This is a genomic window from Roseivirga sp. UBA838 (assembly GCF_002296035.1).
GTDB lineage: Bacteria > Bacteroidota > Bacteroidia > Cytophagales > Cyclobacteriaceae > Roseivirga > Roseivirga thermotolerans.
Genome location: NZ_DBHC01000027.1, coordinates 17104 through 39555, shown reverse-complemented (window position 1 = coordinate 39555; position 22452 = coordinate 17104). Strand labels below are relative to the sequence as shown.

The window sequence follows — 22452 nt, the reverse complement described above, 5'->3', positions numbered from 1 at the left end:
CATCAAATAATGTGTATTGAGAGAAAGTGATTATGCAGGAAAGTTCAAAAAAATATAAGTCATGCCCTGAAATGATGAACAGGCAAGCTGTTGCTCAAAGAAAAGGAAAAGAGGGAACTTCATTGGAACCACCTGTTCAAAAGAAATCTAACCTTACGGGCTTGCCAGACCAACTTAAGACAGGTATTGAAAACCTCTCCGGTCATTCAATGGACGATGTAAAAGTCCATTATAATTCATCGAAACCGGCCCAATTACAGGCTCATGCCTATGCCCAGGGCAATCAAATTCATTTAGCACCCGGTCAGGAAAAACACTTGCCACACGAGGCCTGGCATGTGGTACAACAAAAGCAGGGCAGAGTAAAACCAACCATGCAGTTCCAGCACAAGATAAATATCAACGATGATGCAGGTTTAGAAAAGGAGGCCGATGTGATGGGAGAGAAAGCTTCAGGCAACTCTAATATGAAACACCAATACCAGCTAAGACTAACTGCAGGGAGTAATTTTAATAGTGCTTCAATAGCTCAACCAAAGGTTAATGTGAGTTTAAAAACTAACAACTCTGACAATAATGATTCTGAATACTTCGTCCGGTTTTTGGGTTCTGGGTCTTATGGATCGGCTTATGAAACTTCGAAAAATAACGTTGCCAAAATTGGAAGTATTAGAGCCAATACAGTAAAAATAATGAACTCCGATGGTTTAGAAATTGACCCTGAATACCAGGCAAATCAAAACCCTAAAGGGTTGAACGAGGCAAAAGAAAATTCCTTAGAAAAGGAATATCATCTTATGGAGGAAATTCATAACAAAGCACCACATGGTTTTATAGCTCAACCGTTGTTTCTTGGGAAAATTTCAGTTCAAAAGGGAGTTGAGCCAACGGCCTTTGATAATGATGTCTCTACAGGACAACTGGCAATTGTAATGGAGAAAGTAAAAGTTCTGAATATTCTAAAACCAGAAAAAACTATTAAAAGTGAAGACCTTAAAGTGGACCACTTTAATAGTATTAAAAAGGAGATTAAAACATTTACTGAATTAATGGAATTAAGATGGAAGTTCATCGCATTGGGTTATCTGCATAAAGATATAAAGCACAACAATGCAGGATATGACGATAAGTCAAACCTTAAAGCAATTGATTTGGGTATGACTGACAAAATTGGTTCAGGTTATCACAATAAGGTCGATGAAAAGTTGATTGATCAAATGGTTCCTAGTTATGCTAATGGGACAGTTTTTAATGATGTTGTGAGAAGTTATAGTATTACTCTGAGTAATATTTTAGCCCATTTTGGAATTTCCAAAAGCGATAACAATTTGGTTCCTGAGAGTTTACGTAATATTTTAAAAGGATTGATTTTACGAGAGAATAGAGAGTCTTTCAGTGATATGTCTAAGTATATAGATGTAAAATTAGAACCGGCTACCATCGAATATATAAAAGCAGTAGTCAAAGAAGAGATAAACCCTAAAATTTGGCGTAAACCTCAGGAAGAATCTATCTCCGAACGATTGAGTAATCAAGAAAGTGATTAGAAAACAAAGTCATTTGACAGCATGAAGGTAACCTTTTCTGATTTTTTGGCATTAAGCAATTGAGCACCCAAAATAAACAATGCTTGAAAAATCAACCTTTCAAAAATCCACCAATAGGATTGAAAGTAAAAGCGTTCCTGCCCAGCGGGTAGGGAAGAAAGGTGTTTCACTAGCTCCCCCAATTCAAAGAAAACCGAACCTTACGGGCTTACCAGACCAACTTAAGACAGGTATTGAAAACCTCTCCGGTCATTCAATGGACGATGTAAAAGTCCATTATAATTCATCGAAACCGGCCCAATTACAGGCTCATGCCTATGCTCAGGGCAATCAAATTCATTTAGCACCCGGTCAGGAAAAACACTTGCCACACGAAGCCTGGCATGTGGTACAACAAAAGCAGGGCAGAGTAAAACCAACCATACAGTTCCAACACAAGATAAATATTAACGATGATGCAGGTTTAGAAAAGGAGGCCGATAAGATGGGAGAGAAAGCCATGGGTTTTAAATCTACCACCGGTTCGGTAAATAACCGTAAACTCATAATTGCGTCATTGACTAATCAACCGGTTCAAAAAGTCAAGAGTATTCAGGTCAACAAGTCAATAAGCCAGGAGTTGATAGACCCCGGTAAAGACAGTGCTACTTCGTATCAATGGGAAAGTAAATTCACCATTTATATATACGGACTTCATGAAAAGGAAGAACGGCCTAAGGTTCTGGTCTACATTAGAATCGAAACAGCCGCTGATGACTCTGTAGTTCAGGCGTGGAGTCGTCAGGTACAAGGTGAGTGGAGTAATAAATTTGCGATTAAAGATGAGGGTATAATCTTTCCAATAGAGGTACAGTTAGTAAGGAGTGAAGAAAAGGCTTATACCAATTATACAATAGAAAATGTTAAACAATCAAAGTCCCATGGAGTGAGAGGGCTTTTTGGAACAGAGAGCATGACCAAATGGGGAGAGGAAGACCCACAGGATATTCCGCACGAGGTAGGGCATATGCTGGGCAATAAAGACGAATATGGTACTGTTGATGGTCACGACTGGGAGGCTGAATATAATGAACTTAATGCTGAAACACACAGCATTATGCATAAAGGAGGACAACCACCCAGAGTCAGACATTTTAATCTCATCTGTACTGAGATTGCTGGAAGTGGCCTAATGAAAGACCCTACAATCATTAAGATGTCAGGAAGTCATGGTTTAAAAACGGCTGCATCCTCTTCTTCTTCCAAACCAAAAGCTTCCGTAGAAGATCCATATATGTCTGAGTTGAAAGCCAAGATAATGAAAAGAGAGGTCTCTAAAGAGACTGTTGCCTCCTCATCACATGAGACCAGCTCATCAAGTTCATTAGCGATTGCCAGTAAAGAAGAAACCTCATCGAGGTCTACCGGAAAGAAGAAAGTTCCCAACCACGATGAAAGGGTAAAATTGATTGAGAATTATGCTATAGACAATATTGATCAAATAAGTGCAGAACAAGTGAAGTATCTGAAATCCTTGAACTGGAGTGAAAGTGAGGAGGGAAGTTTGCAGGCTTATAATTGGATATGGGGACAACACGAATAGATCATATGCCTCCCTATGGAATGAATTTAATATGCTGATATCTCTTGTTTAATAGCAAACACTAGGGGTAACCTTTTCTCTTTTTGGGTATCAAGCTAGAAAGTATCCCAACCAAGCAGTGCTAAAGAAGTCATTACAACCAGTAAAAAGGAACTCCGATAATGAAAGTGCTCCGGCTCAAAGAGTGGGTGAGAAAGGTGTTTCCAGAAATCCTCCAATACAAAGAAAACCCATCATGCAATTTAAAGGTGGAATTAGTGTCAATAATGATGCTGGTTTAGTGTATGGAACTGGTGTAATGGACTCAAAACCTTTGGGTTCCGTTCAAAGAACGGGGGAACAATCCATGCGCAGTGCGAGCAAAATAAATGACCCTGTGGTTCAAGGCAATTTTATTAAGAATTGGTACAGGAAAAAATTCGGTATTCGCAAAGGAAAATATGATCAACAGAGCTCTCCTTTGCTGAAAGAAATGGGAGTGAGCATTGACGCAGAAAAGGTAGATCAACATATCGAAAAGAACAAAGGTAGCAAGGCTTCGTTGGTAGCATCAGGTCTTAAAGGGGTTAGTTCTGCCGTTGGTAAACCAGCTGATATCATTTCTAAAATATCTCCAGCATCAAGTGGCACCGCACTGAAGGTTAGCTCTGAAGCAGCCGGAATTGGTGGTATAATTGGAGCCACCGGTTCTTTAATTGATGCCGGAGTTGCTTTGCATTCACATATTACCGGAAACCAGTTGGCTGGAGATAAGCATTTGCTTAAGGCAGAGATTGCATCTAGCTTGTCTAGTGCAGGCACGAGTGTGGGAAGCTCCATGCTAGGGTTTGCCCATGCGGCTAACAATACCGGGTTAGTATCTACAGCGGCTAAGGTTGCTTCTCCGTTTGCCATTGCATCAGGTGCCTTCGATGTAGGTGCTGGTTTGGTTGGGTCAAAAGTGGCATCAGATCGAGAGGAAATGCTAAAAGGAATTGGTAAATCAAGCCAATCTGAAAAGGTGAAAGATGTAGCCCTGTTGGGTGAGGATGCCCAGGAAACTAAGAAAAAAACAGGAGTGGCTCGAGCACTGAAGGGTGGTCTGGCTTTGGCGGGTGGTATTGTCCTTGCCGCAGGCAGTGGCCCTATTGGTTGGGGACTTTTGGGAGCAAGTGCCTTAGTGGGTTTGGGTAGTACGGTTTATAAGATGTGGAGAAAGAATAAACATGGAAAGAAAGCCTTGGCAGGAGTAAGACATGGTAATATTGTAGAACAGGAAGAGCTAAATCGTATTCTGGACTCACAATCAAGACTGAAAAAGATGTCAGGGACAAGAGCCATGCGCGCACATGATATTATTAGGGGAGCTGCAGCAGATAAGCTTATAAGTGGAGGAAATGAAATTAGTGCCGATGAAAGGGAACATTTACTCCAAGCTCTGGGACTAAAGACTAATGCAACAGGCAAACAAATAGCTGCAGCGTTAGACTAAAGCTGGGGTATTATTTTAATTGATCTGCCTTGGCTTTGAGGGCAGTATCTTTCAATCCTGTCCATACTTGCTTGGCAGCCGGGTCATTACTTGTATCATTGTCTGTCAAATACAACAAACCCAAATACCATCTTGCCTGATCTTGAAAAAGGTGAGAACTGTCGCTAATTAACTCTAAAAATATAGGTTCAGCCTGTTCAAACTCCTTTAGGCCCATGTAGGCTACGGCCATAAGAAATCGGGCTGTATAGTTTTTGGAATCCTTAGAGTAAGCCTTTTCGAACAAAGCGATGGCCTGAGCATACTGCTGTTCATCATACCGCACAAGTCCGAGCATGAAATCATCATCGATATTCGTTATGTCTGTTCCCCTTAGGTTGGTAGGAGCCTCGTAAGGTTCAAAATAATTATCGAAGATGTATTCAGGCGATTTCGTAACGGAGCTTCGCCAAATCAAAAAACCAAAAGTGGCTATCACAGCAAAAACTGCGGCAGCCCTCCAAACCTGTTTAGTCTGGGGCTTTTTTGCTTCGAAATACTCTTTTTGCGCATCATTGACCAACGATTTAAATAAATTGAAATCGCTCTTTTCATTGAGAGCAGAACGAAGCTCAAGCTCCAACTGAAGCGATTTTTTTAGCTCTTTATCGGAACCAATGAGGTACTCAAATCTGGCTAACTCTAAACCCTCAAGCTCATTGAGTAGAAACTTATCAATCAGTTCATTTCTTTCCTGTTCAGTCATTTCCAACAAGTATTTGGTACTCAGGGTCTTTTTCGATCAAAGCAATCAGCTTTTCTTTACATACAAACTTGCGCTTCTTGGTATAGGAGACACTCGCAAAGCCAAAATGTTCCGTAATGCGTTTCATATTCACACCATTGAGGTACATCTTTAGTATTTGCTGACACTTTTCGCTGAGCTCCTTGAATTTTCGGTTATAAAACTGATAGCGCTCCAAGGTTAGTACAGCATCGTCAATTTCTTCTTGTGCAAGGTGAGAAGCATCTTGATATTCGGTCAGTGTTTTTCCCTTGATATCCCGCAGTTTCTTTTTCCAGATGTTGCTACTAACCGCGTGCAAGTAGGTTTTAAACTGGCAGGTAAGCTCAAAATCTTTGTTCGACACATTTTGAAAAATGGCCATCATGGCGTCCTGAAAAACATCTTTGGCATCATCTTCCGAACCTGAGTTTTTTAAAATATGACTCTTAATATAAGGGAAGTATTTTTTGTAGATATGCAGGAGCGTTCGTTTGCGCCCCTTCTTTATACCTTGAATAAGGCTTTCGTCATCTAAGCCTTTGCTTATCTCTATCTTAAGCATTGCAGGTGTGTGTGGTTGAAGCCATTAATTTTAGACATTTATTGTGCCTATCACAAATATTATCACTAAATTCCTTTCCCCAATTTTTTTAGTGCTCCCCATATTTTTCGATTAAACACACACATGTATGATGGGTAGAGGACTATTGCATTCCTGCCTAAACTGCCTTACTCAATATTCACAGCGAACGATTTTTATCAGTTTCGTATGTCTTATTGTTGCTCATTTGCAAAACCGAGTAGTGGCTAAAGATTGTAGCGACATAGCCGGGCTTACTGAATTATATTGGGAAGGTGATATTACCAAAGAACAGTTTGGCCAATGGCTTAATGAGCTGCCTGAGAACTGCAGTCCAAGCCGCCCTGCAATTCAGCCTCACAGCATTGATCGTTTAATAAGTTTTTATACGACTATGCTGAAGCGCATTGAGAACACACCTCACTTGTCAAAGCCTTCAACTCTTTCCCTTTCTCAGAAACTTAAAGAGGAACTTAACCTGGTGAATAGTCAACCCCAATGGTTTTCCGGCCTAAGCAGGTATACTACCGATTTTCATATGGCAAATTTACAAATGGAGCTATATGAGTTAGAAATAAAGGCACTATGGCTAAAATACACATCAGGTCAACTAGAGCAACAAGCCATTGAAGATAAGTTAGGAGTATGTATTCAGTATCTAAGACAAGTATACATGTCTGGACTTATGAGCGGCAGACGAAAGAATTACGTAACCCATACCTATGGTCTGATTGAAGGGGTTTTGCGAATTCTTGCTCAGTTAAATACCTCTGAGTCAACCAATAAACTTGTTTTACATGCCATGGAGGTAAGTCGTTTAGGTGAACTTACAGTGAACAATCAATTTCTGAGCCAAGGAGGGGCACAAGCCAGGCTTTTGAGAGAAGTCTTAAAGACCATTGAAAAAACGGAGTTAGAGCTTACAGAGGTGCCAGACTTTGACCTTCATACAAAATCAATGCTTAGAAGAACAATCAATACCCATCGGAATAAGTATTATTTAATTATTGATAGTGGTGTCAAAAACTTGGTAGGTCAGGAAAAGATACCATTGATTAGAGAAGAAGGAGTGGTGCGAATCACCTTTTTTGAAGGGAGAGATGGAATATATCAGGTGGTTGAAAGTCAGGAGAAGACCGATCTGGTAGTTCATCATAAAGACCGACTCAAAAGGTTGGTTAGTGAACTATTTACCAAACTCACGCAGGCCAAAAATGCATTAACAGGAGGTCATGAAGAATTTAAAGAGCTTACAGCTGCCTTGAACAGTTTGGGAGCAATCTTAATTGTGCCTTTTAAAGTGAGTAGGTATAAGCAGGTATATATACTGAGCGATGGTATTCTTAATGACCTGCCTTTTGAACTGCTCTTAAATGCAGAGAATGAATACCTCATTGAGAAAAGTAATGTGACTTACGGAATGTCAGAGGCATCGATTCATTTGGTCGACCGGACAGTTACCTATTCCATCGGTCAGTATCATCAGGCTGAACGTAGACTAAAGCATGTGAGTCGAGAGCTACAGTCTTGGAGAGGAGTCTCCGGTTTAGCAAATAATGCCTTTGAATTTGCCAGCAGTAAAGAATCGAACGTATACCACATGGGTAATCATCAACTACTGGACTTGAATAGAGAACCTTTGCTGCTAAAGTCCGACTATGATACGCTTTATCGTTATGCCCTGTATAATTTCAAAATTATACCACAGGTAATGATTCTAAGCAGTTGTCACTCCCGAGCAGGTTGGCCGGTTAGTGGAGAAGGCAACAAAAGCTTTACCAGTAGGAGTCTTGAAATAGGAGCACAAAGCGTTATTGGGAGTTTGTGGAATGTAGATGACAAAGCCTCCCAGCAACTCATTACAAGTTTTATTAAGTACTTAAAGCAAGGAATTCCCAGCGATCGCAGTCTTAAATTGGCTAAAATAGATTATCTGGCTAAAGCAGATGATTTTCATAAGAACCCATTCTTCTGGTCTGCCTATGTCCAGGAAGGCCACATATTCAGGTTGAAAGACAATTCTACCAATAGGTGGTTTTATTACATATTGGTGTTGGTTTCCTCTGTCGCAGTTTTGCTGGTTAATCTCAAGGTTAAGGTCATTATTTCCTAAACTATGCTGGCTACGGTTCGCTACACAAATCTGCCGATTCATACCCAAGACCAGGTTAACAAGTGTTAATTACTTGTACAAATATGAAAGATATATTTGTTTTATATTTGTGTAACTAATATTACACGCTTATGAAAGGTACATATCTAGGTGAATTCGAAGAACTGGTCTTACTTACCGTTGGGGCCCTTTACCCCGAAGCCTACGGAGTAGCTGTAATGGATGAAATAAAGAAAGAGACTGGCCGAACTGTGAACATAAGCGCCATTCACTCGGCCTTGAGGAGGCTGGACGATAAAGGTTTTGTGAAGAGCAAAATGGGTGGTGCCACCAACGAAAGAGGCGGGAGGCGTAAGCGCTATTTCGAGCTTACTTCCCAAGGCAAGAAGGCCTTGGACGAGGCCCAGTCTTTGCGATTGAAGCTTTATAACCGAATAACAGATATCTCATTGGGAAGTTCTTGAGTAAGCAACAGCACATATCGCCCCCAAGATTGGCCAAGCGTTTTTTGCGACTCTACTGCCGGCAGGAATTTCTGGAAGAAATAGAAGGAGACATTTATGAACTCTTCGATAGGCGGGTTTCTCAAAAGCCCAGGCGCGCCCGGTGGCTCTTCTGTTGGGATGTGCTTCGCTTCTTCCGCCCAATGAACATCAAGCGAATCAAAACAACAAACTCAAATATCATCAACATGACAAGAAACAATTTTAAGGTTGCAGCCCGGGTTTTGTGGAAACAGAAAACCAACACGGTGTTAAATATAGGCAGCATTGCTGTTGGCATGGCATGCTTTATACTCATAGGCTTATATGTGAGGCAAGAACTTAGTTTCGACAAATTTCACGATAAGGGAGACCGGATATACCGAACCTGGACCAAAGAAGATTATGGTCAGGGCCAGCAGTTTTTCTACACCTCCTCACCATTGCCACTAGCCCCCACTTTAGAAGCTAATATTCCTGAGGTAGAGGCCACTGTGCTGGTAGACTACAGCAATTTTTTGGTAGGAGATGGAGAAAACAGACTTAATGAACGAGTGGCATTTGTAAGCCCCAACTTCTTCGATGTTTTTAGTTTTAAGCTACTAAAGGGCAATGTGCAAAAGCCACTAGAGCGTAACACCATTGTGCTTTCGGAAGACTATGCCTTTAAATATTTTGGATCGGAAGAAGCTGTGGGTAAGCACATAACGCTGCAGGTCAACGACAATAAGGTGAGTTATGAGGTATCGGCCATAATGGCCAATATGCCCTCTAACACCGGGTTTCAGATGAATATGATCGTTTCTAATGAAGATAAGGAACGATTTTATAACCCCAGGGCTTTGCAGGCTTGGTTCAATATTGCACCGGAGACCTTTGTATTACTTCGTGAAAATACTTCGGCACAAGAAGTGGTTGAAAAGTTTCCTGAAATGATTAACAGTGTTTTAGGTGACCGAATAGAAGAAGGTCAATACGAGTTAGGCTTGCAACCATTGGAAGACATACATTTAAACCCCGACTTCCCTGCAGCTTCCATGCCCGTGGGTAACCCCAGGTATGTCTATGTGCTGGCCACTATTGGCATGCTGGTGTTAGTAATGGCTTGCATTAACTACACTACTTTGTCTACCGGTCAGTCCATTAGAAGGTCTAAAGAAGTAGGCATCAGAAAGGTAGTTGGGGCGCAGAAAGGCGGCCTTATCTGGCAGTATCTTTCAGAAAGCATCCTTATCACCGCTTTTGCCACTTTGGCTGGTGTAGCTTTGGCTCTGTTTCTATTGCCCACCTTCAACCATCTGGCCGGCACTCAAATAGCTATCATTTTTGATTTACAGAACCTATTACTTCTTATCTCTATCATTTTATTGGTAGGAATTGCCACGGGCTTATATCCTGCCTTTGTGCTTTCAAACCTCAAGCTCATCAATATTTTGAGAGGAGGAAAGAGCGGAGGTCGCGGAGCTGGTATATTTCGAAAGTCGTTGGTGGTGTTTCAACTATTGCTCACCATTTTTCTTATTTCAGGCTCCTTAATTATGCGTCAGCAGCTTAATTTCTTACAAAGCAGCGATGTTGGCTATGAAAAAGACGCCATGGTTTATGTGAATCTGTACCCGAAAGAAGGTGCCAATGGAATGCTCAATGGGATAGTTTCCGGCTTCGAAAATGCCGAATTATTGAAAGCACGATTGAGCCAGTATCCGGAAGTATCGGGTCTTGGAGCGGCCAACCATATGTTTGGATCTACCGGCTGGACTCAGGTGGGCTTCAACGATGTGAATGGACAGTTCAGACAGTTTTATGTATTGGCTACAGACGCTCATTTTGTTGACGGCTTTAACATTGCCATGAAAGAAGGGAGAGCCTTTGACGAAGACATGGAAGTGGATAAGCGGGAGTCAATCATCATTAATCAGGCGGCAGTTGACTATTTTGGTTTAGAAGACCCAGTAGGTAAAAAGCTTCCGGGCAACGACTTTGGTAACCATCGAATTATTGGGGTTACAGAAAACTTCAACTTTCAATCGCTACATACAGATGTAGAACCCCTGGTTATAGTGCAAAACCTGTCACCCATATTTGCCGGAATAAGCGATGTTACTATCAATGATAACCCCATACCCAAGGTGTTTTTCAAGTATACCGGTCAGAATTTGCTCGCGGTTAGAGATATTTTGGATGAGGCATGGTCTGAGTTATTTCCAAATGAAGAGTTAAACTTTAGCTTTATCGATGAACGGTTGCGACTTCTTTATGAAAACGAAGCAAGGGTAAATAAGATAGCGGGCGTTGCCACCGTAATAAGCATACTGATTGCTGCTTTTGGCCTTTTGGGCTTAACCATACTTGTAGTCAACACCAAGGTTAAGGAAATTGGCATTCGAAAAGTATTAGGAGCCTCGCCAATAACCATTATGAATATATTACTCCGGCAGTTCAGCATTCAACTTGGATTGGCGTTCTTGATTTCCATTCCCGTTACTTGGTATTTAATGAATCAGTGGTTGAGCGATTTTGCTTACCGGGTAGACATTGGTTTGCTGGTGTTTGTGGCCAGTGGTTTTCTATCTTTCTTAATTATGCTGTCCGTTATAGTGTATCATGCCGTGCGGGCTTCCAGAATTAATCCTGTAAATGCTCTTAGAGTAGAGTAGAGTAGAGTAGAGTAGAGTAGAGTAGGGCACAAGCAAAAAATGAAGGTCATGTATAGAACTTAAGAAGCTCATACATGACCTTTTTCAATTCTGTATTACAAGTTGAAAATAGTTGGCTAGTTCTTATCGGTTAGTTCTACTCCGTGAAATGGACAGTAAATCCATGTTCCTTTCATTTTCTTTCCATCGGTAGGGCAATATTTCGGTGGTAGGAGCGAGGCAAGCGGAAGTTCAAAAGAGAAAACCTCATCGCCCAAATGTACTTTAAACGAATGTTGTTTAAAGGGATCGATAAGCCGATCTTCCTTACCCTTAGATTTGAACATGAAAAACTGCATGTTTTTCCCCATATCGCCCATCATATTGGCTAGCATGGGTTGCATGAAAGACATTAGCGTACTGGCATCATTGCTTATTTCGGAGTCATCTAGTGGCAGATGTTTTTTACCATCAGATGTTTCTAGGCGAATCATGGCTCTTACCTCAGATATTGGTGTGTATTTTATGTTACCAAAAACACCAAACTCTCCATCAATCACGGCTATCAGTTCAAAATCATCAAAAATATCAATCATTTCTTCCAACTCATCGGCCGATATGCTCTCGTCAGCAGCAAAAGAAGCTTCCCAGTACTCTAAAGGAATGTACCAAACCAACCGCATCAGGTTCTGGTCTTCGGACATTAGCTGTGTTTCATTGATGAGCTCATTGATATCTATAGCTCTTTTTTGAGCTTGTGCTGAAAAAGTAAAAATCAAAGAGGCGATTACGGATAAAATTACAGAGCGCAAGAGAAATGGTGAATGTTTCATTGGTTAGGTTTTACTTGCTAAACTTAAGTGGAAAAATGAAAAAACTAAAGCCCGGGCATAAGTTGAACGTTGGTTTTGGTACTAATTCAATTTATTGAATACAAAATCTCTCTTCCTGGACGCACCATCTGATATAGATGCAATGAGCTTGTTTTGTTCGAGTTTGTAGCTGATAACTTTCGGGAAATCGTGTTCTGGATTTTCGCAAATAAACCCATCAGCATTAGTATAGGTAAGCCTAAAGCGTACCGGATTATCATTTTCAGCCACTTTGGCAATATAAAAGAGCGCATTGTCTTCTTGGAGTAGTTGCAGGTGTTCTACAAATACCGTATCCGTATCTTTCAGTGTAAAGCCAATTCCTTTATACTCTGTGTCTGTTTGTTTTTCCCAAAACTCAAAAGCGGTAGTGCCGGGGGGAGCATTTAAGCGTTGCCATTGACCTAGTAACCAGCTTAGCTCGTCTATACCTTGTGGTTTCTGATGGCCAGAATGCGGAGCAACTAAAGCAGCGAGTGTTAAAAACAAAGGCAACAACTTTTTCATAACAATTAACACTTAAGAAAGATAAGCTTTTTTATGGGTTACTCGGCAATTTGAGGGATTACCCAAAGGTAACTGAACCAGTGCCAACGGCCTTCACTATCGGGCACGGTAATGGTAAATAGTGTCCTCCTTCGTTTTAGGTCCCGGTCTGGCCTAATGCTTAGCTTAACCAACCCTTCTTTTACAACCTGTATGGATTTACGACATTCGGCTCCCTGAACAAAGCACTGCAATTGCTCTAGTTTTAGTTTGTTTTCTGTAAACTCCAGCTCAATTCGCGGAAGACTTTTGCTACCCGAAAAACCATTGGTATTGACTTCCTGACGGCTTACTACCAGAGCATGCATGTTAGCTTTCTGTTTAAATTCATTGAGATTGGCATAGAACTCCGACATGGGAAATCGCGGCAAATAAAACTGGTTTTGCTGGCTGTGCATTACTCCTGAGTTTTGAGCAGCAGCTCCTTTATAACCTCTTTTTTTTAGGGTATTGGCCATAAAAGCATTCCACTCTCCATAGGGATAGGCATAAATGGTAGGTTTAGTACCCAGGTGTTCTATAAAAGCATCTTCACTTGTTTGTAAATCCTCTTCAAAGAAGGCGTCTGTTTTGTTGAGAAAGTAGGCGTGTGAATGTGAGTGATTGCCTATTTCTATACCGGCCTCTTGTACCTTTTTCAGTTCAGACCAGTTCATATAGTCTTTTCCTCCAACCGTTTCAGTGTTTACAAACAATGTGGCTTTAAAGCCATATTTCTGTAATAGAGGAAGGCCTTTTTCGTAAAAGCTAGAGTAGCCATCGTCTATAGTCAGAACCACTGCTTTTTGGCCTTTCTTGGGTCTCTTTAAACGATCTATGGCTTCAGAAAAGGTGAGCACTTCGTAGCCTCCATCCTTTAAAAATTTCAGGTGCGCCTCAAACTTATCGAGCGATACGTTGGTACTGGGGAACCTGTCATCTCCAAAACGATGATACACAAAGGCACTTATTCCGCCTTCCTGGGCACTTAGCTGCGTGCCAATTACCAATAGAAAGATTATCAAACTGCGCATTACTTAAGCGGGTATCTTAGATATGTTGTGTCCAAGTGATGATGATCGTACTGTTCAAACCTATTGTAGCGAATCATTCCAAATACCTGCTCCACATATTCGTCTCCTCGCTCCGAGTATTTATCCAGCAAGGGAACCAGGGCCCTGATGTCTGAAGTTTCGGCCCTTTTTCTACGGAACCGGGCATATGCAGGGGTTCTGGCTATGGTTTGAAAATAGTCCATCACCGATTCTTCAATATGATCATATTTTCGCAGATATACCTGGTAATCTTCTCGCCTTACACTAGCGGCAATACGAGGCTCATTGGGATCGAATGACCAAACCCCGAAGACATTGTTGGCTTCTCTGAAAAAGCGAGATTTGCCCCAGCCCGATTCAATGGCAGCTTGCGCCAATACGATGCTGTTGGGGTGGGTGAGCAGCCTTCTTTTAAGCAACAGAATATCGTCTGTTTTATAGGTTTCTGTTAGTTGTAGAAAAAACAGGCTGTCTTCAGCATTCAATTTCTTTTTAATCTGAATGCTTTCCAGTCGTTTTAGGTCTATTTCCAGTCGTTTTTTAGCCACCAGTATGGCCGGCAACATTACGGCAATAAAACGCTGTTTGGCTTCGTCTGAATCGAGTGAATCCAGAAAGGTAACGTTGCTATAAAGGATTGGTCGTACAACAACGGAATCAATTAACTGGATTTCTTCGGGGCTAAGTACCTCTCTGTATTCGGTAATAATTTCGGGCCATTCTGCTCTTTCGACTTCCTTTGTGGTTCTAAACCAGCGGGTCGAAAGAATAATCAGGAAAATAAAGGTGAGAATGACAATGACCTTCCGTTCATCAGACATGAGGCAAATATAACCATCCTTATGGAATCTTTTGTAATTCGTAGATAACCGGCTCTGCCTCTATGCGGCTTCTGCCCACTCAACTGTAGGCTTTACGCTTCTCTCGCACCAGTTCGGCAAAGTCCCTGCCCTCAATTTTAGAGTCAATCCAACTCATCAGGTCAAAATAGAGCAGTGTTTTTTTGGAGAAGTCTCCTTCATTCACTTTTTCAATTTCTGCCTTTAGGCTCATAAATCCCTTTTTGAGGTCTTGTGGAAAAATAGAACCTATTTTGCTCATAAATTCCAGAAAGACTTGCTGTACCTTTCCCAGGTTTTCTTCGAAAACAATATAGTCGTGGGCGGCTTGTAGTTTTTGTTCCATATAATCTTCTTCTCCGGTGTCGTAATCTATGAGTATGCTCAATATACGGGCATAGCCTTTGAGATCACTGCGCAGTCTGTCTCCATCGTTTAGCAACCGGTTCAGGTAGAGCCTTGCCTGGCTGTAGTGTTTTAGGGCAAAATAATAGACTGAGGCTTTATAGTAGATTACAATAAGGTTGTGCTTGTCAATGTATTTCCTGTTAGCCTCCACCTCTTGCATTATGGTTTTTATTTCGGGCAGCTTGCCTTCAAAGTCGGTGGTAAGAAACACGTGATTGAAAGCCTGAATAGCCTTATACTTCACCAATAATACCTGCGTATTACTGGCCAATGAGGGACCTTCCTGCTGTTCAAACCGTTGAAATAGGCTATAGTAGTGCTCAAACTTTTGAATGCTGTTTACTCTGAAGGCCGATTGCAATAATCGATTGAGCCCTTTTAAATACCCGGCTCGTCTTTTCTTATCGAGTCCCGTTTCGTGGAATATGTCGATCCACTTTTCGGCATAGGTAATGCACTTTTCGAAGTCGTAAGTAAGGTAGGAAAACCAGTAGTAGGCTCGGTATAGATAAAACTTTTCGTTGAATGCCAACTCCGACTCTTTAAAGTCGGGCAGGTTGGTGTAGAAGAGGGCCTTGAGATTGTTTAATTCCCTTTCCGATTTCACCATGCCGTGTTCCACAAAGCGGGCTTTTAGCTTAGTGGCCAGCGTGAAAAACTGTTGCACATTCATAAATCGCTTCATGGCCTGCTCAGTTTGGGCGTTGAGTTCATCGGCCTGTTTTTCTTCCAAATCAAATACCTGCTGAGACCTAATCTGCTTTTCGTAGTCGAGCAGTGCCAGCTGAAATAAGTCTTTTCGATAGTCACCCGTTATATTTTTGGCCCTGTTCAACAGCCTCAGACTCTGGTGATAAAGCCCCTTTTTATAGAGCACCCTAATGTAATCCAACTGTTCCCGCAGGTCTATGTCTATATCGTGTTTCAGGTTAGAAAGACGCAGACTAGCCAAAATCTGACTGTATAAGTGAGATTTGAGATTGGCAAACTGTGTCTTGCTGGTTTTGGGTAGTTTTTTGAGAATTAGTGTTTCATCGTACACATCCATTTGCTCCATTATGTCGAACAGCTTTATGTATTTCGTTTCGCGCGAGCTTCCTACCCGGTTGGCATATAGCTTAAAACTTCTCTTCTCAGACTTGGTGAGTGACTGTATGAGTTCAAAAAGCAGTTGTTCATTCTGAATCTTGGACATGCTATAAGTTAAGGTTTTAATCGGTTGGTTTACAGTTGTTTATTCGTGTTTTTCCTAAGCATGGAGTTCATATGGTCTATGAAATCTACTGGCTTCAACACAGACAAATTAGATAAATTCAGAATGGTTGACTTTACAAAGAGCTATCAAATCAACGTAAACGATTGCCAAGTTTAAACGAACAAAATGAGCAAACCCAAAGGACTATATAGAGAAGAGTTTGAGAAGGATGCCTGTGGCATTGGCTTTATTGCCCAACTTAAGAACCAGCCATCGCACAGCCTGGTAGCCGATGCGCTTAAGATGTTGCACCGAATGGAACACCGGGGAGGTGTGGCGGCCGATGATAAGACGGGCGATGGGGCTGGTATTCACACTCAAATACCCCATGCATTTTTTAGCCAACTGGCAGCCAAAGAGGGCGTTGAACTTCCTGACAAAGAGCACTATGGTGTAGCTATGCTGTTCATTCCCACCCCAAATACTGCTGATTTCTTTAGCTTGCTTGAAGAGGCTCTAACGGAGTTAAACCTGGCGTGCGTATGGAAAAGGAGGGTGCCTACCAACGGAGTAAAACTTGGTGATTTTGCTCGTAGCAACGAACCGGAGGTTTGGCAGTATTTCATAAGGGGAGAGGCCGGCTCTGGAATAGATTTAAACAGAAGGCTCTATTTGTTCAGAAAACTGTGTGAACATAAAGCTGCTATGCTTGAGGGCGGAAGAGCATTTTACATGTCTTCCTGTTCGGTACATTCCATAGTTTACAAGGGGGAGTTGCGCACCTGGCAGCTCGATGAATACTACCCGGACCTCTCCGCGCCACACTTTACCTCTGCCTTTGCCATAGTTCATTCGCGCTTTTCAACCAATACGTTACCCGAGTGGCGATTGGCCCAGCCCTTTAGGTATATCGCCCACAACGGAGAAATTAACACCATAAAGGGCAACATAAATAAAATGAAGTCAAGAGAAGCTCTTTTCAGATCGGCCCATTTCAGCCAAGAAGAGCTAAAGGTATTGCTGCCGATATGCCAGGCTGAGTTTTCTGACTCGGCCAACCTCGACATGGCTGTAGAGTTATTAGTAATGGGAGGAAGAGAAATTGAGCGTGTTATGGCCATGCTTATTCCTCCGGCATGGAGAGAAAATTTGGCCGTTAGCCCCGAACTAAGAGCATTTTACGATTACCACGCTACCTTTTTGGAACCATGGGATGGCCCGGCTGCCGTATGCTTTACGGATGGGAACAAAGTAGGGGCCTGCATAGATCGCAATGGCCTTAGACCTACGCGATATACACTAACAGACGATAATCGCCTCATATTTGCTTCAGAAACCGGTATTGTAGAGGTGCCTCCTGAAAATGTATTGAAGAGAGGTAAGCTAAAACCCGGTCAAATGCTACTGGTCAATTTAGTTGAGCACAGTTTTGAAGAAGATGCATCTATTAAAAAACGACTAAGCAGGGCCAGTGACTATATAGGCTGGAACAAAAAGCTAATTATCAATGAGTCCGAATTGGGTGAACCATTCCAATCCAATGCCCACCGAGCGGCCCGGCCTGAACCCTCAGACCTCCTTAAGGCCCAGTTGCTGTTCGGATACTCCAAAGAAGACATTAAGTACATACTAAAGCCTATGGTGGCCAGTGGTTCAGAGCCCATAGGCTCTATGGGAAACGACAGCCCATTGGCCGTATTTGCCAGGCGAAATGCTCACCTTTCCAATTACTTCAAGCAGCTTTTTGCCCAAGTGAGCAACCCGGCCATAGACCCCATTCGCGAAAAGGCCGTGATGTCTTTGGCGGTTTACCTGGGGCAATCCAATAATCTACTGGAAGACAATGACCCCACATCTCGAAAAATAGTACTTGAACAACCCGTTCTCACTTCACAGAAACTGGATAAATTAAGGAATGAACCACCTGAAGGGTTCAACAGTCAGTATCTTAAAGCTTGTTACAATCCTGAGAAGTATGCACTCAAAGAGGCTATTGAACAGAAAGCGAAAGAAGCGGCTCAGTGGGTAAGGGCCGGAGCAAACCTCCTGGTATTGAGTAATAAACCACAGCCTAACCAGCTTTCCATTCCTTCGCTGCTCATTACCGGAGCAGTACATCACCATTTAATCAAAGAAGGCATTAGGGCAAGAGTAAGTCTTATTATTGAGGCCGGAGATGCTACAGAAACCCATCATTTTGCCACGCTTATTGGCTATGGAGCCTCTGCTGTTTGTCCGTATTTGGCTATAGACACCATTCGCTCGCTAACAGAGCCAGAACAAGAAGAGCAAGCGGTGAGTCAGTATATAAAGGCCATTGGCTATGGATTAAGGAAAATTCTTTCCAAAATGGGTATCTCCACCCTTCAGTCCTACGAAAGCGCTCAAATCTTCGAAATACTTGGCTTGAATGATGAGGTGGTGAACCTATGTTTTAAAGGAACCCCTTCCCGTATTGGTGGAAAGGGATTTGAAGAGCTAGAGCAGGAACTAATACAAAATCAGCAGCTCACCCGTTCGGTTATTAACTCCGGAAGTGTATTGGCCGATGGAGGAATATACCAGTGGAGGGTAGAAGGAGAAAAACACCTTTTCAACCCAAAAACCATTCACTTGCTCCAAAAATCAACCCGTTTGAATGATCAGGAGCTTTTCAGAGCCTATTGCAGAGAGATAGATCAGCAAGAAAGTGCCCATGTAACGTTGAGAAGTCTGTTCGACTTCAGGGAATCATCAGCCATTGATTTAAAGGAGGTTGAACCAGCCAGCGAAATAATGAAACGTTTTGCAACCGGGGCTATGTCTTTTGGTTCCATTTCGGAGGAGGCTCACACTACCATTGCCAAAGCCATGAACCTGATTGGAGCCAAGTCGAATAGTGGAGAGGGAGGAGAAGATGCTTCGCGATATACGCCCGGAAAGGATGGATTATTAGCAAGATCGGCCATAAAACAGGTGGCCAGTGGCCGTTTTGGGGTTACCACCTACTACCTTATCAATGCCGATGAGCTACAAATAAAGGTAGCTCAAGGAGCAAAACCAGGAGAAGGAGGCCAACTCCCCGGACTAAAAGTTGATGAAAACATAGCCCGGATTAGGCATTCTACTCCGGGTGTAACCCTTATTTCTCCACCACCACACCACGATATTTATTCCATCGAAGATCTTGCACAACTCATTTTCGACCTTAAAAATGTAAATCCAAAAGCGGAAGTGAGTGTGAAACTGGTAGCAGAGGCAGGAGTAGGAACCATTGCGGCCGGGGTGGCCAAAGCCAACGCAGACACCATACTTATCTCAGGCCACGATGGAGGCACCGGGGCTTCCCCTCTCAGTTCCATTCAACATGCCGGTATCCCTTGGGAAATTGGTCTGGCAGAAGCACACCAAACGCTCATGCGCAATGGTCTGCGCAATCGTATTAAGCTACAAACCGATGGTCAAATAAAAACAGCCAGAGATCTGGCCATAGCCACTATGTTGGGCGCTGAAGAATGGGGTGTAGCCACGGCCGTGCTGGTGGTAGAAGGCTGTATAATGATGCGCAAGTGCCACCTCAATACCTGCCCGGTTGGTATAGCTACTCAACGTCCTGAATTAAGGCGGCTCTTTACCGGTGAAGTAGATCATATTGTAAACTTCTTTAGGCTCATGGCCGAGGAGTTGCGCTATATTATGGCCCAATTGGGGGTTAAGACGGTTAATGAACTGGTTGGCCGAACAGACCTACTGGCATTTAATAAGGACAAAGCCATTAGCAAAGGAGGTAGGGTAGACCTCAGTGCACTTTTAGAAAATCCATTAGCTACAGAAGGGGCTCCTCAGCATAAAACAGTACAGCAACCTTCACGAATTGACCACGTGCTCGATGTAAAGCTCATTGAGTTGGCTCAGCCTACCTTTCGCCATGGAGAACGAGTACGGTTCGAACAATTCATTCATAATGAAAACAGAACCACCGGGGCTATGCTTTCCGGTTCTTTTACTCAAAAATTCGGACCGCAAGGCCTGCCGGATGGCACCATTACAGTAGACTTTAGCGGTACGGCCGGGCAAAGTTTTGGAGCTTTTCTAGCCCATGGTATCACCTTTAACCTGGAAGGGGAGGCCAACGACTATGTTGGCAAAGGACTCTCCGGTGGTAAACTGGTAATATACCCTAAGCCGGAAACTACGTGCAAGGCGGCCGATAATGTACTAATTGGCAATGTGGCCCTGTATGGTGCTACCCGAGGAAGGCTCTATGTGAATGGACAGGCAGGAGAACGATTTGCCGTTAGAAATTCTGGAGCCAGTGCAGTGGTAGAGGGGGTGGGCGACCACGCCTGCGAATATATGACCGGAGGCCGGGTAATTGTTTTAGGTGAAACCGGAAAAAACTTTGCAGCCGGAATGTCTGGTGGAATAGCCTATGTATATGCGGCCAACTTTGACTTTCAATCGTGTTGCAATTTGGAGCTTGTTCAGCTCGAATACCCCGAGGAAGATGATTTTAACTTCCTGCATATGATGTTAGAGAAGCATCATCGATACACCAATAGTGTAAAAGCTATTGAACTGTTGAGTCAGTGGCCTTTGGCCAAAGCAGACTTTGTAAAGGTTATTCCTACAGAATATAAAAGAGTAATGGCTCAAAAAAGAGACTTCAAAAATGTGATGGCATAATGGGAGATATACAAGGATTTTTAAGATATGGCAGAGAACGCAAAAACAAACAGGCTGCCAGTCAAAGACTACAGCACTTCAAGGAATTTGTAGAACCCTGGAACGAACAACAATACCATGAGCAAGCCGCCCGCTGCATGGACTGTGGTGTTCCCTTTTGTCATCAAGGTTGCCCGTTGGGCAATAAAATACCCGACTTTAATGATGCCGTATATCGTGGGCAGTGGAAGGAGGCCTGGGAGGTGCTCAAGAGTACCAACAACTTCCCGGAGTTTACCGGTCGAATTTGCCCGGCTCCTTGCGAGGCTAGTTGTGTTTTAGGTTTAAACAACGCGGCAGTTAACATAGAGCATATTGAACTCGAAATTGCTGAAAGAGCCTTTCAGGAAGGCTGGGAACATGCCATTGTTCCGTCCGATGATACAGGATATAGAGTTGCTGTGGTGGGTTCAGGGCCTGCTGGTTTGGCAGCTGCGGAAGAACTGCGGAAGCAAGGACATTCAGTAACTGTCTTTGAACGTGATGAAGCCCCCGGTGGGCTTTTGAGATTAGGCATTCCAGACTTTAAATTAGATAAAACCGTAATCGATCGTAGAATAGAACTGATGCAAAGGGCAGGCATTGACTTTTGCTGCAACACTGAGATAGGAAACGATATTAGCGTGACAGAGCTAGAAGAGAGGTTCGATGCTATTGTGCTTTGTGTTGGGGCAACGGTGCCCCGAGACTTGCCCATTCCGGGTAGAAGCCTAAGCGGAGTCCATTTTGCCATGGATTTTCTGCGTCACCAGAATCGTTTGATTTCCGGAAAGGTAGATCGGATATCTCCCGAGTTGAATGCCAAGAATAAGAAGGTGTTAGTGATTGGGGGGGGAGATACCGGAGCCGACTGTGTGGGGACAAGCAACAGGCAAGGGGCGCTTTGTGTTACCCAGATTGAACTAATGGAAAAACCACCGGAAGAGCGTACTGTAACCAATCCATGGCCTGAGTGGCCCATGACCTTGAAAACATCAAGTTCGCACGAGGAAGGAGTAGCAAGAGATTGGTCTGTGCTTACCAAACGGTTTATTGGAGAAGATGGAAAGCTCACAGGAGTGGAAACGATAAGAATACGGTGGACAGATAAAGCGAAGTTTCGGTATGAAGAAATTCCCGGTTCTAAAGAGGTGATTGAGTGTGATTTGGCCTTTCTGGCAATTGGTTTTGCTCATCATGAAAAGAGCCTTTCTACCCTGTTTGGCCTTGAGCTAGACCCGAACGGCAATGTAAAAACTACTGGCTTCAAGGCATTAAAAAAGACGGGAGAAACCAGTCGGTCAATGATCTTTGCCGCAGGTGACTGTAGAAGAGGTCAGAGCCTGGTAGTTTGGGCTATTGCAGAAGGTAGAAGAGCGGCAATGGCTGTGAATAATAGCCTTGAGAAGGCCGCTCTGCAAGCGTGAAGATGGCATGGCAGAGGCCACTGGTTTTGAAATGAGGTATTTAAAGCACCGGCTAATTTTGCTCAGTTTTTATAGGCGAAGTATAAATAAAGAGGGTTAAGAAGCTCAAAAACCACAGGGCAAAGCCAATGCCCACAGCGGTTTTGGTACTAGCGGAACTTGTGTCGTTTGGTATTTCAGGGATTAGAAACGTGAATAATGAAAAGAGTATTGCCAATGAGGCAAACATTAGCTTTTGGCGGGGATAATTTTTGGAGATAATGAGTCCAAT

16 protein-coding genes are annotated in these 22452 nt (G+C 42.9%); 8 read left to right on the top strand and 8 right to left on the bottom strand.

What is annotated here, in order from left to right:
- The first annotated feature begins 32 nt into the window (after positions 1–32).
- From B3O12_RS09285 to B3O12_RS09275, 3 genes are all read left to right on the top strand, one after another.
- Positions 33–1547, top strand: a complete 1515-nt coding sequence (locus tag B3O12_RS09285) for a DUF4157 domain-containing protein (RefSeq protein ID WP_286756089.1) — start codon at positions 33–35, stop codon at positions 1545–1547.
- A gap of 79 nt (positions 1548–1626) precedes the next feature.
- Positions 1627–3129, top strand: coding sequence for a DUF4157 domain-containing protein (locus B3O12_RS09280; RefSeq protein ID WP_286756088.1), 1503 nt, complete (start codon positions 1627–1629; stop codon positions 3127–3129).
- A gap of 235 nt (positions 3130–3364) precedes the next feature.
- A complete protein-coding gene (locus B3O12_RS09275) occupies positions 3365–4600 on the top strand; it encodes a hypothetical protein (RefSeq protein ID WP_286756087.1) in 1236 nt (411 codons plus the stop codon).
- A 10-nt stretch (positions 4601–4610) separates the two neighbouring features.
- Here the strand turns inward: B3O12_RS09275 and B3O12_RS09270 are convergent, their stop codons facing one another.
- Complete coding sequence (locus tag B3O12_RS09270; RefSeq protein ID WP_189629989.1) at positions 4611–5345, bottom strand: tetratricopeptide repeat protein; 735 nt, start codon at positions 5343–5345, stop codon at positions 4611–4613.
- A complete protein-coding gene (locus B3O12_RS09265; protein ID WP_189629990.1) occupies positions 5338–5928 on the bottom strand; it encodes an RNA polymerase sigma factor in 591 nt (196 codons plus the stop codon). Before B3O12_RS09265 ends, B3O12_RS09270 begins: the two co-directional genes overlap by 8 nt.
- 241 nt (positions 5929–6169) lie before the next feature.
- On the opposite strand from B3O12_RS09265, the gene B3O12_RS09260 reads away from it, so the two are divergent.
- From B3O12_RS09260 to B3O12_RS09250, 3 genes are all read left to right on the top strand, one after another.
- The gene (locus B3O12_RS09260) at positions 6170–8059 is read left to right on the top strand and encodes a CHAT domain-containing protein (protein WP_286756086.1); all 1890 of its coding nucleotides are present in this window, start codon (positions 6170–6172) and stop codon (positions 8057–8059) included.
- A gap of 131 nt (positions 8060–8190) precedes the next feature.
- Positions 8191–8523, top strand: coding sequence for a PadR family transcriptional regulator (locus B3O12_RS09255; protein WP_286746757.1), 333 nt, complete (start codon positions 8191–8193; stop codon positions 8521–8523).
- Positions 8520–11198 carry an ABC transporter permease gene (locus B3O12_RS09250; protein ID WP_286756085.1) on the top strand — a complete coding sequence of 893 codons (2679 nt, stop codon included), beginning with the start codon at positions 8520–8522 and terminating at the stop codon, positions 11196–11198. Before B3O12_RS09255 ends, B3O12_RS09250 begins: the two co-directional genes overlap by 4 nt.
- Positions 11199–11314: 116 nt before the next feature.
- On the opposite strand, the gene B3O12_RS09245 is transcribed toward B3O12_RS09250, so the two are convergent.
- The 5 genes from B3O12_RS09245 to B3O12_RS09225 all read right to left on the bottom strand — a co-directional run bounded on the left by B3O12_RS09245 (position 11315) and on the right by B3O12_RS09225 (position 16071).
- Positions 11315–12010 (bottom strand): hypothetical protein, encoded by a 696-nt coding sequence (locus B3O12_RS09245; protein WP_286756084.1) that lies wholly within the window; start codon positions 12008–12010, stop codon positions 11315–11317.
- Positions 12011–12091: 81 nt separating this feature from the next.
- Entirely contained in the window at positions 12092–12556 is a 465-nt protein-coding gene (locus B3O12_RS09240) for a DUF6265 family protein (protein WP_286756083.1), read from the bottom strand.
- Between the two features lie 38 nt (positions 12557–12594).
- Positions 12595–13608 (bottom strand): polysaccharide deacetylase family protein, encoded by a 1014-nt coding sequence (locus B3O12_RS09235; protein ID WP_286756082.1) that lies wholly within the window; start codon positions 13606–13608, stop codon positions 12595–12597.
- Positions 13608–14450, bottom strand: a complete 843-nt coding sequence (locus B3O12_RS09230) for a glucosaminidase domain-containing protein (protein WP_189629997.1) — start codon at positions 14448–14450, stop codon at positions 13608–13610. Before B3O12_RS09230 ends, B3O12_RS09235 begins: the two co-directional genes overlap by 1 nt.
- 79 nt (positions 14451–14529) lie before the next feature.
- Positions 14530–16071 (bottom strand): hypothetical protein, encoded by a 1542-nt coding sequence (locus B3O12_RS09225; protein WP_286756081.1) that lies wholly within the window; start codon positions 16069–16071, stop codon positions 14530–14532.
- Between the two features lie 186 nt (positions 16072–16257).
- Between B3O12_RS09225 and gltB the strand changes: the two genes are divergently transcribed.
- Complete coding sequence (gene gltB, locus B3O12_RS09220) at positions 16258–20736, top strand: glutamate synthase large subunit (protein ID WP_286756080.1); 4479 nt, start codon at positions 16258–16260, stop codon at positions 20734–20736.
- Positions 20736–22181 carry a glutamate synthase subunit beta gene (locus B3O12_RS09215; RefSeq protein WP_286756079.1) on the top strand — a complete coding sequence of 482 codons (1446 nt, stop codon included), beginning with the start codon at positions 20736–20738 and terminating at the stop codon, positions 22179–22181. Before gltB ends, B3O12_RS09215 begins: the two co-directional genes overlap by 1 nt.
- 52 nt (positions 22182–22233) lie before the next feature.
- Here B3O12_RS09215 and B3O12_RS09210 read toward each other — a convergent pair.
- Positions 22234–22452, bottom strand: a 219-nt coding sequence (locus tag B3O12_RS09210; RefSeq protein WP_286756078.1) for a hypothetical protein, incomplete at its 5' end; no start/stop codon positions are given.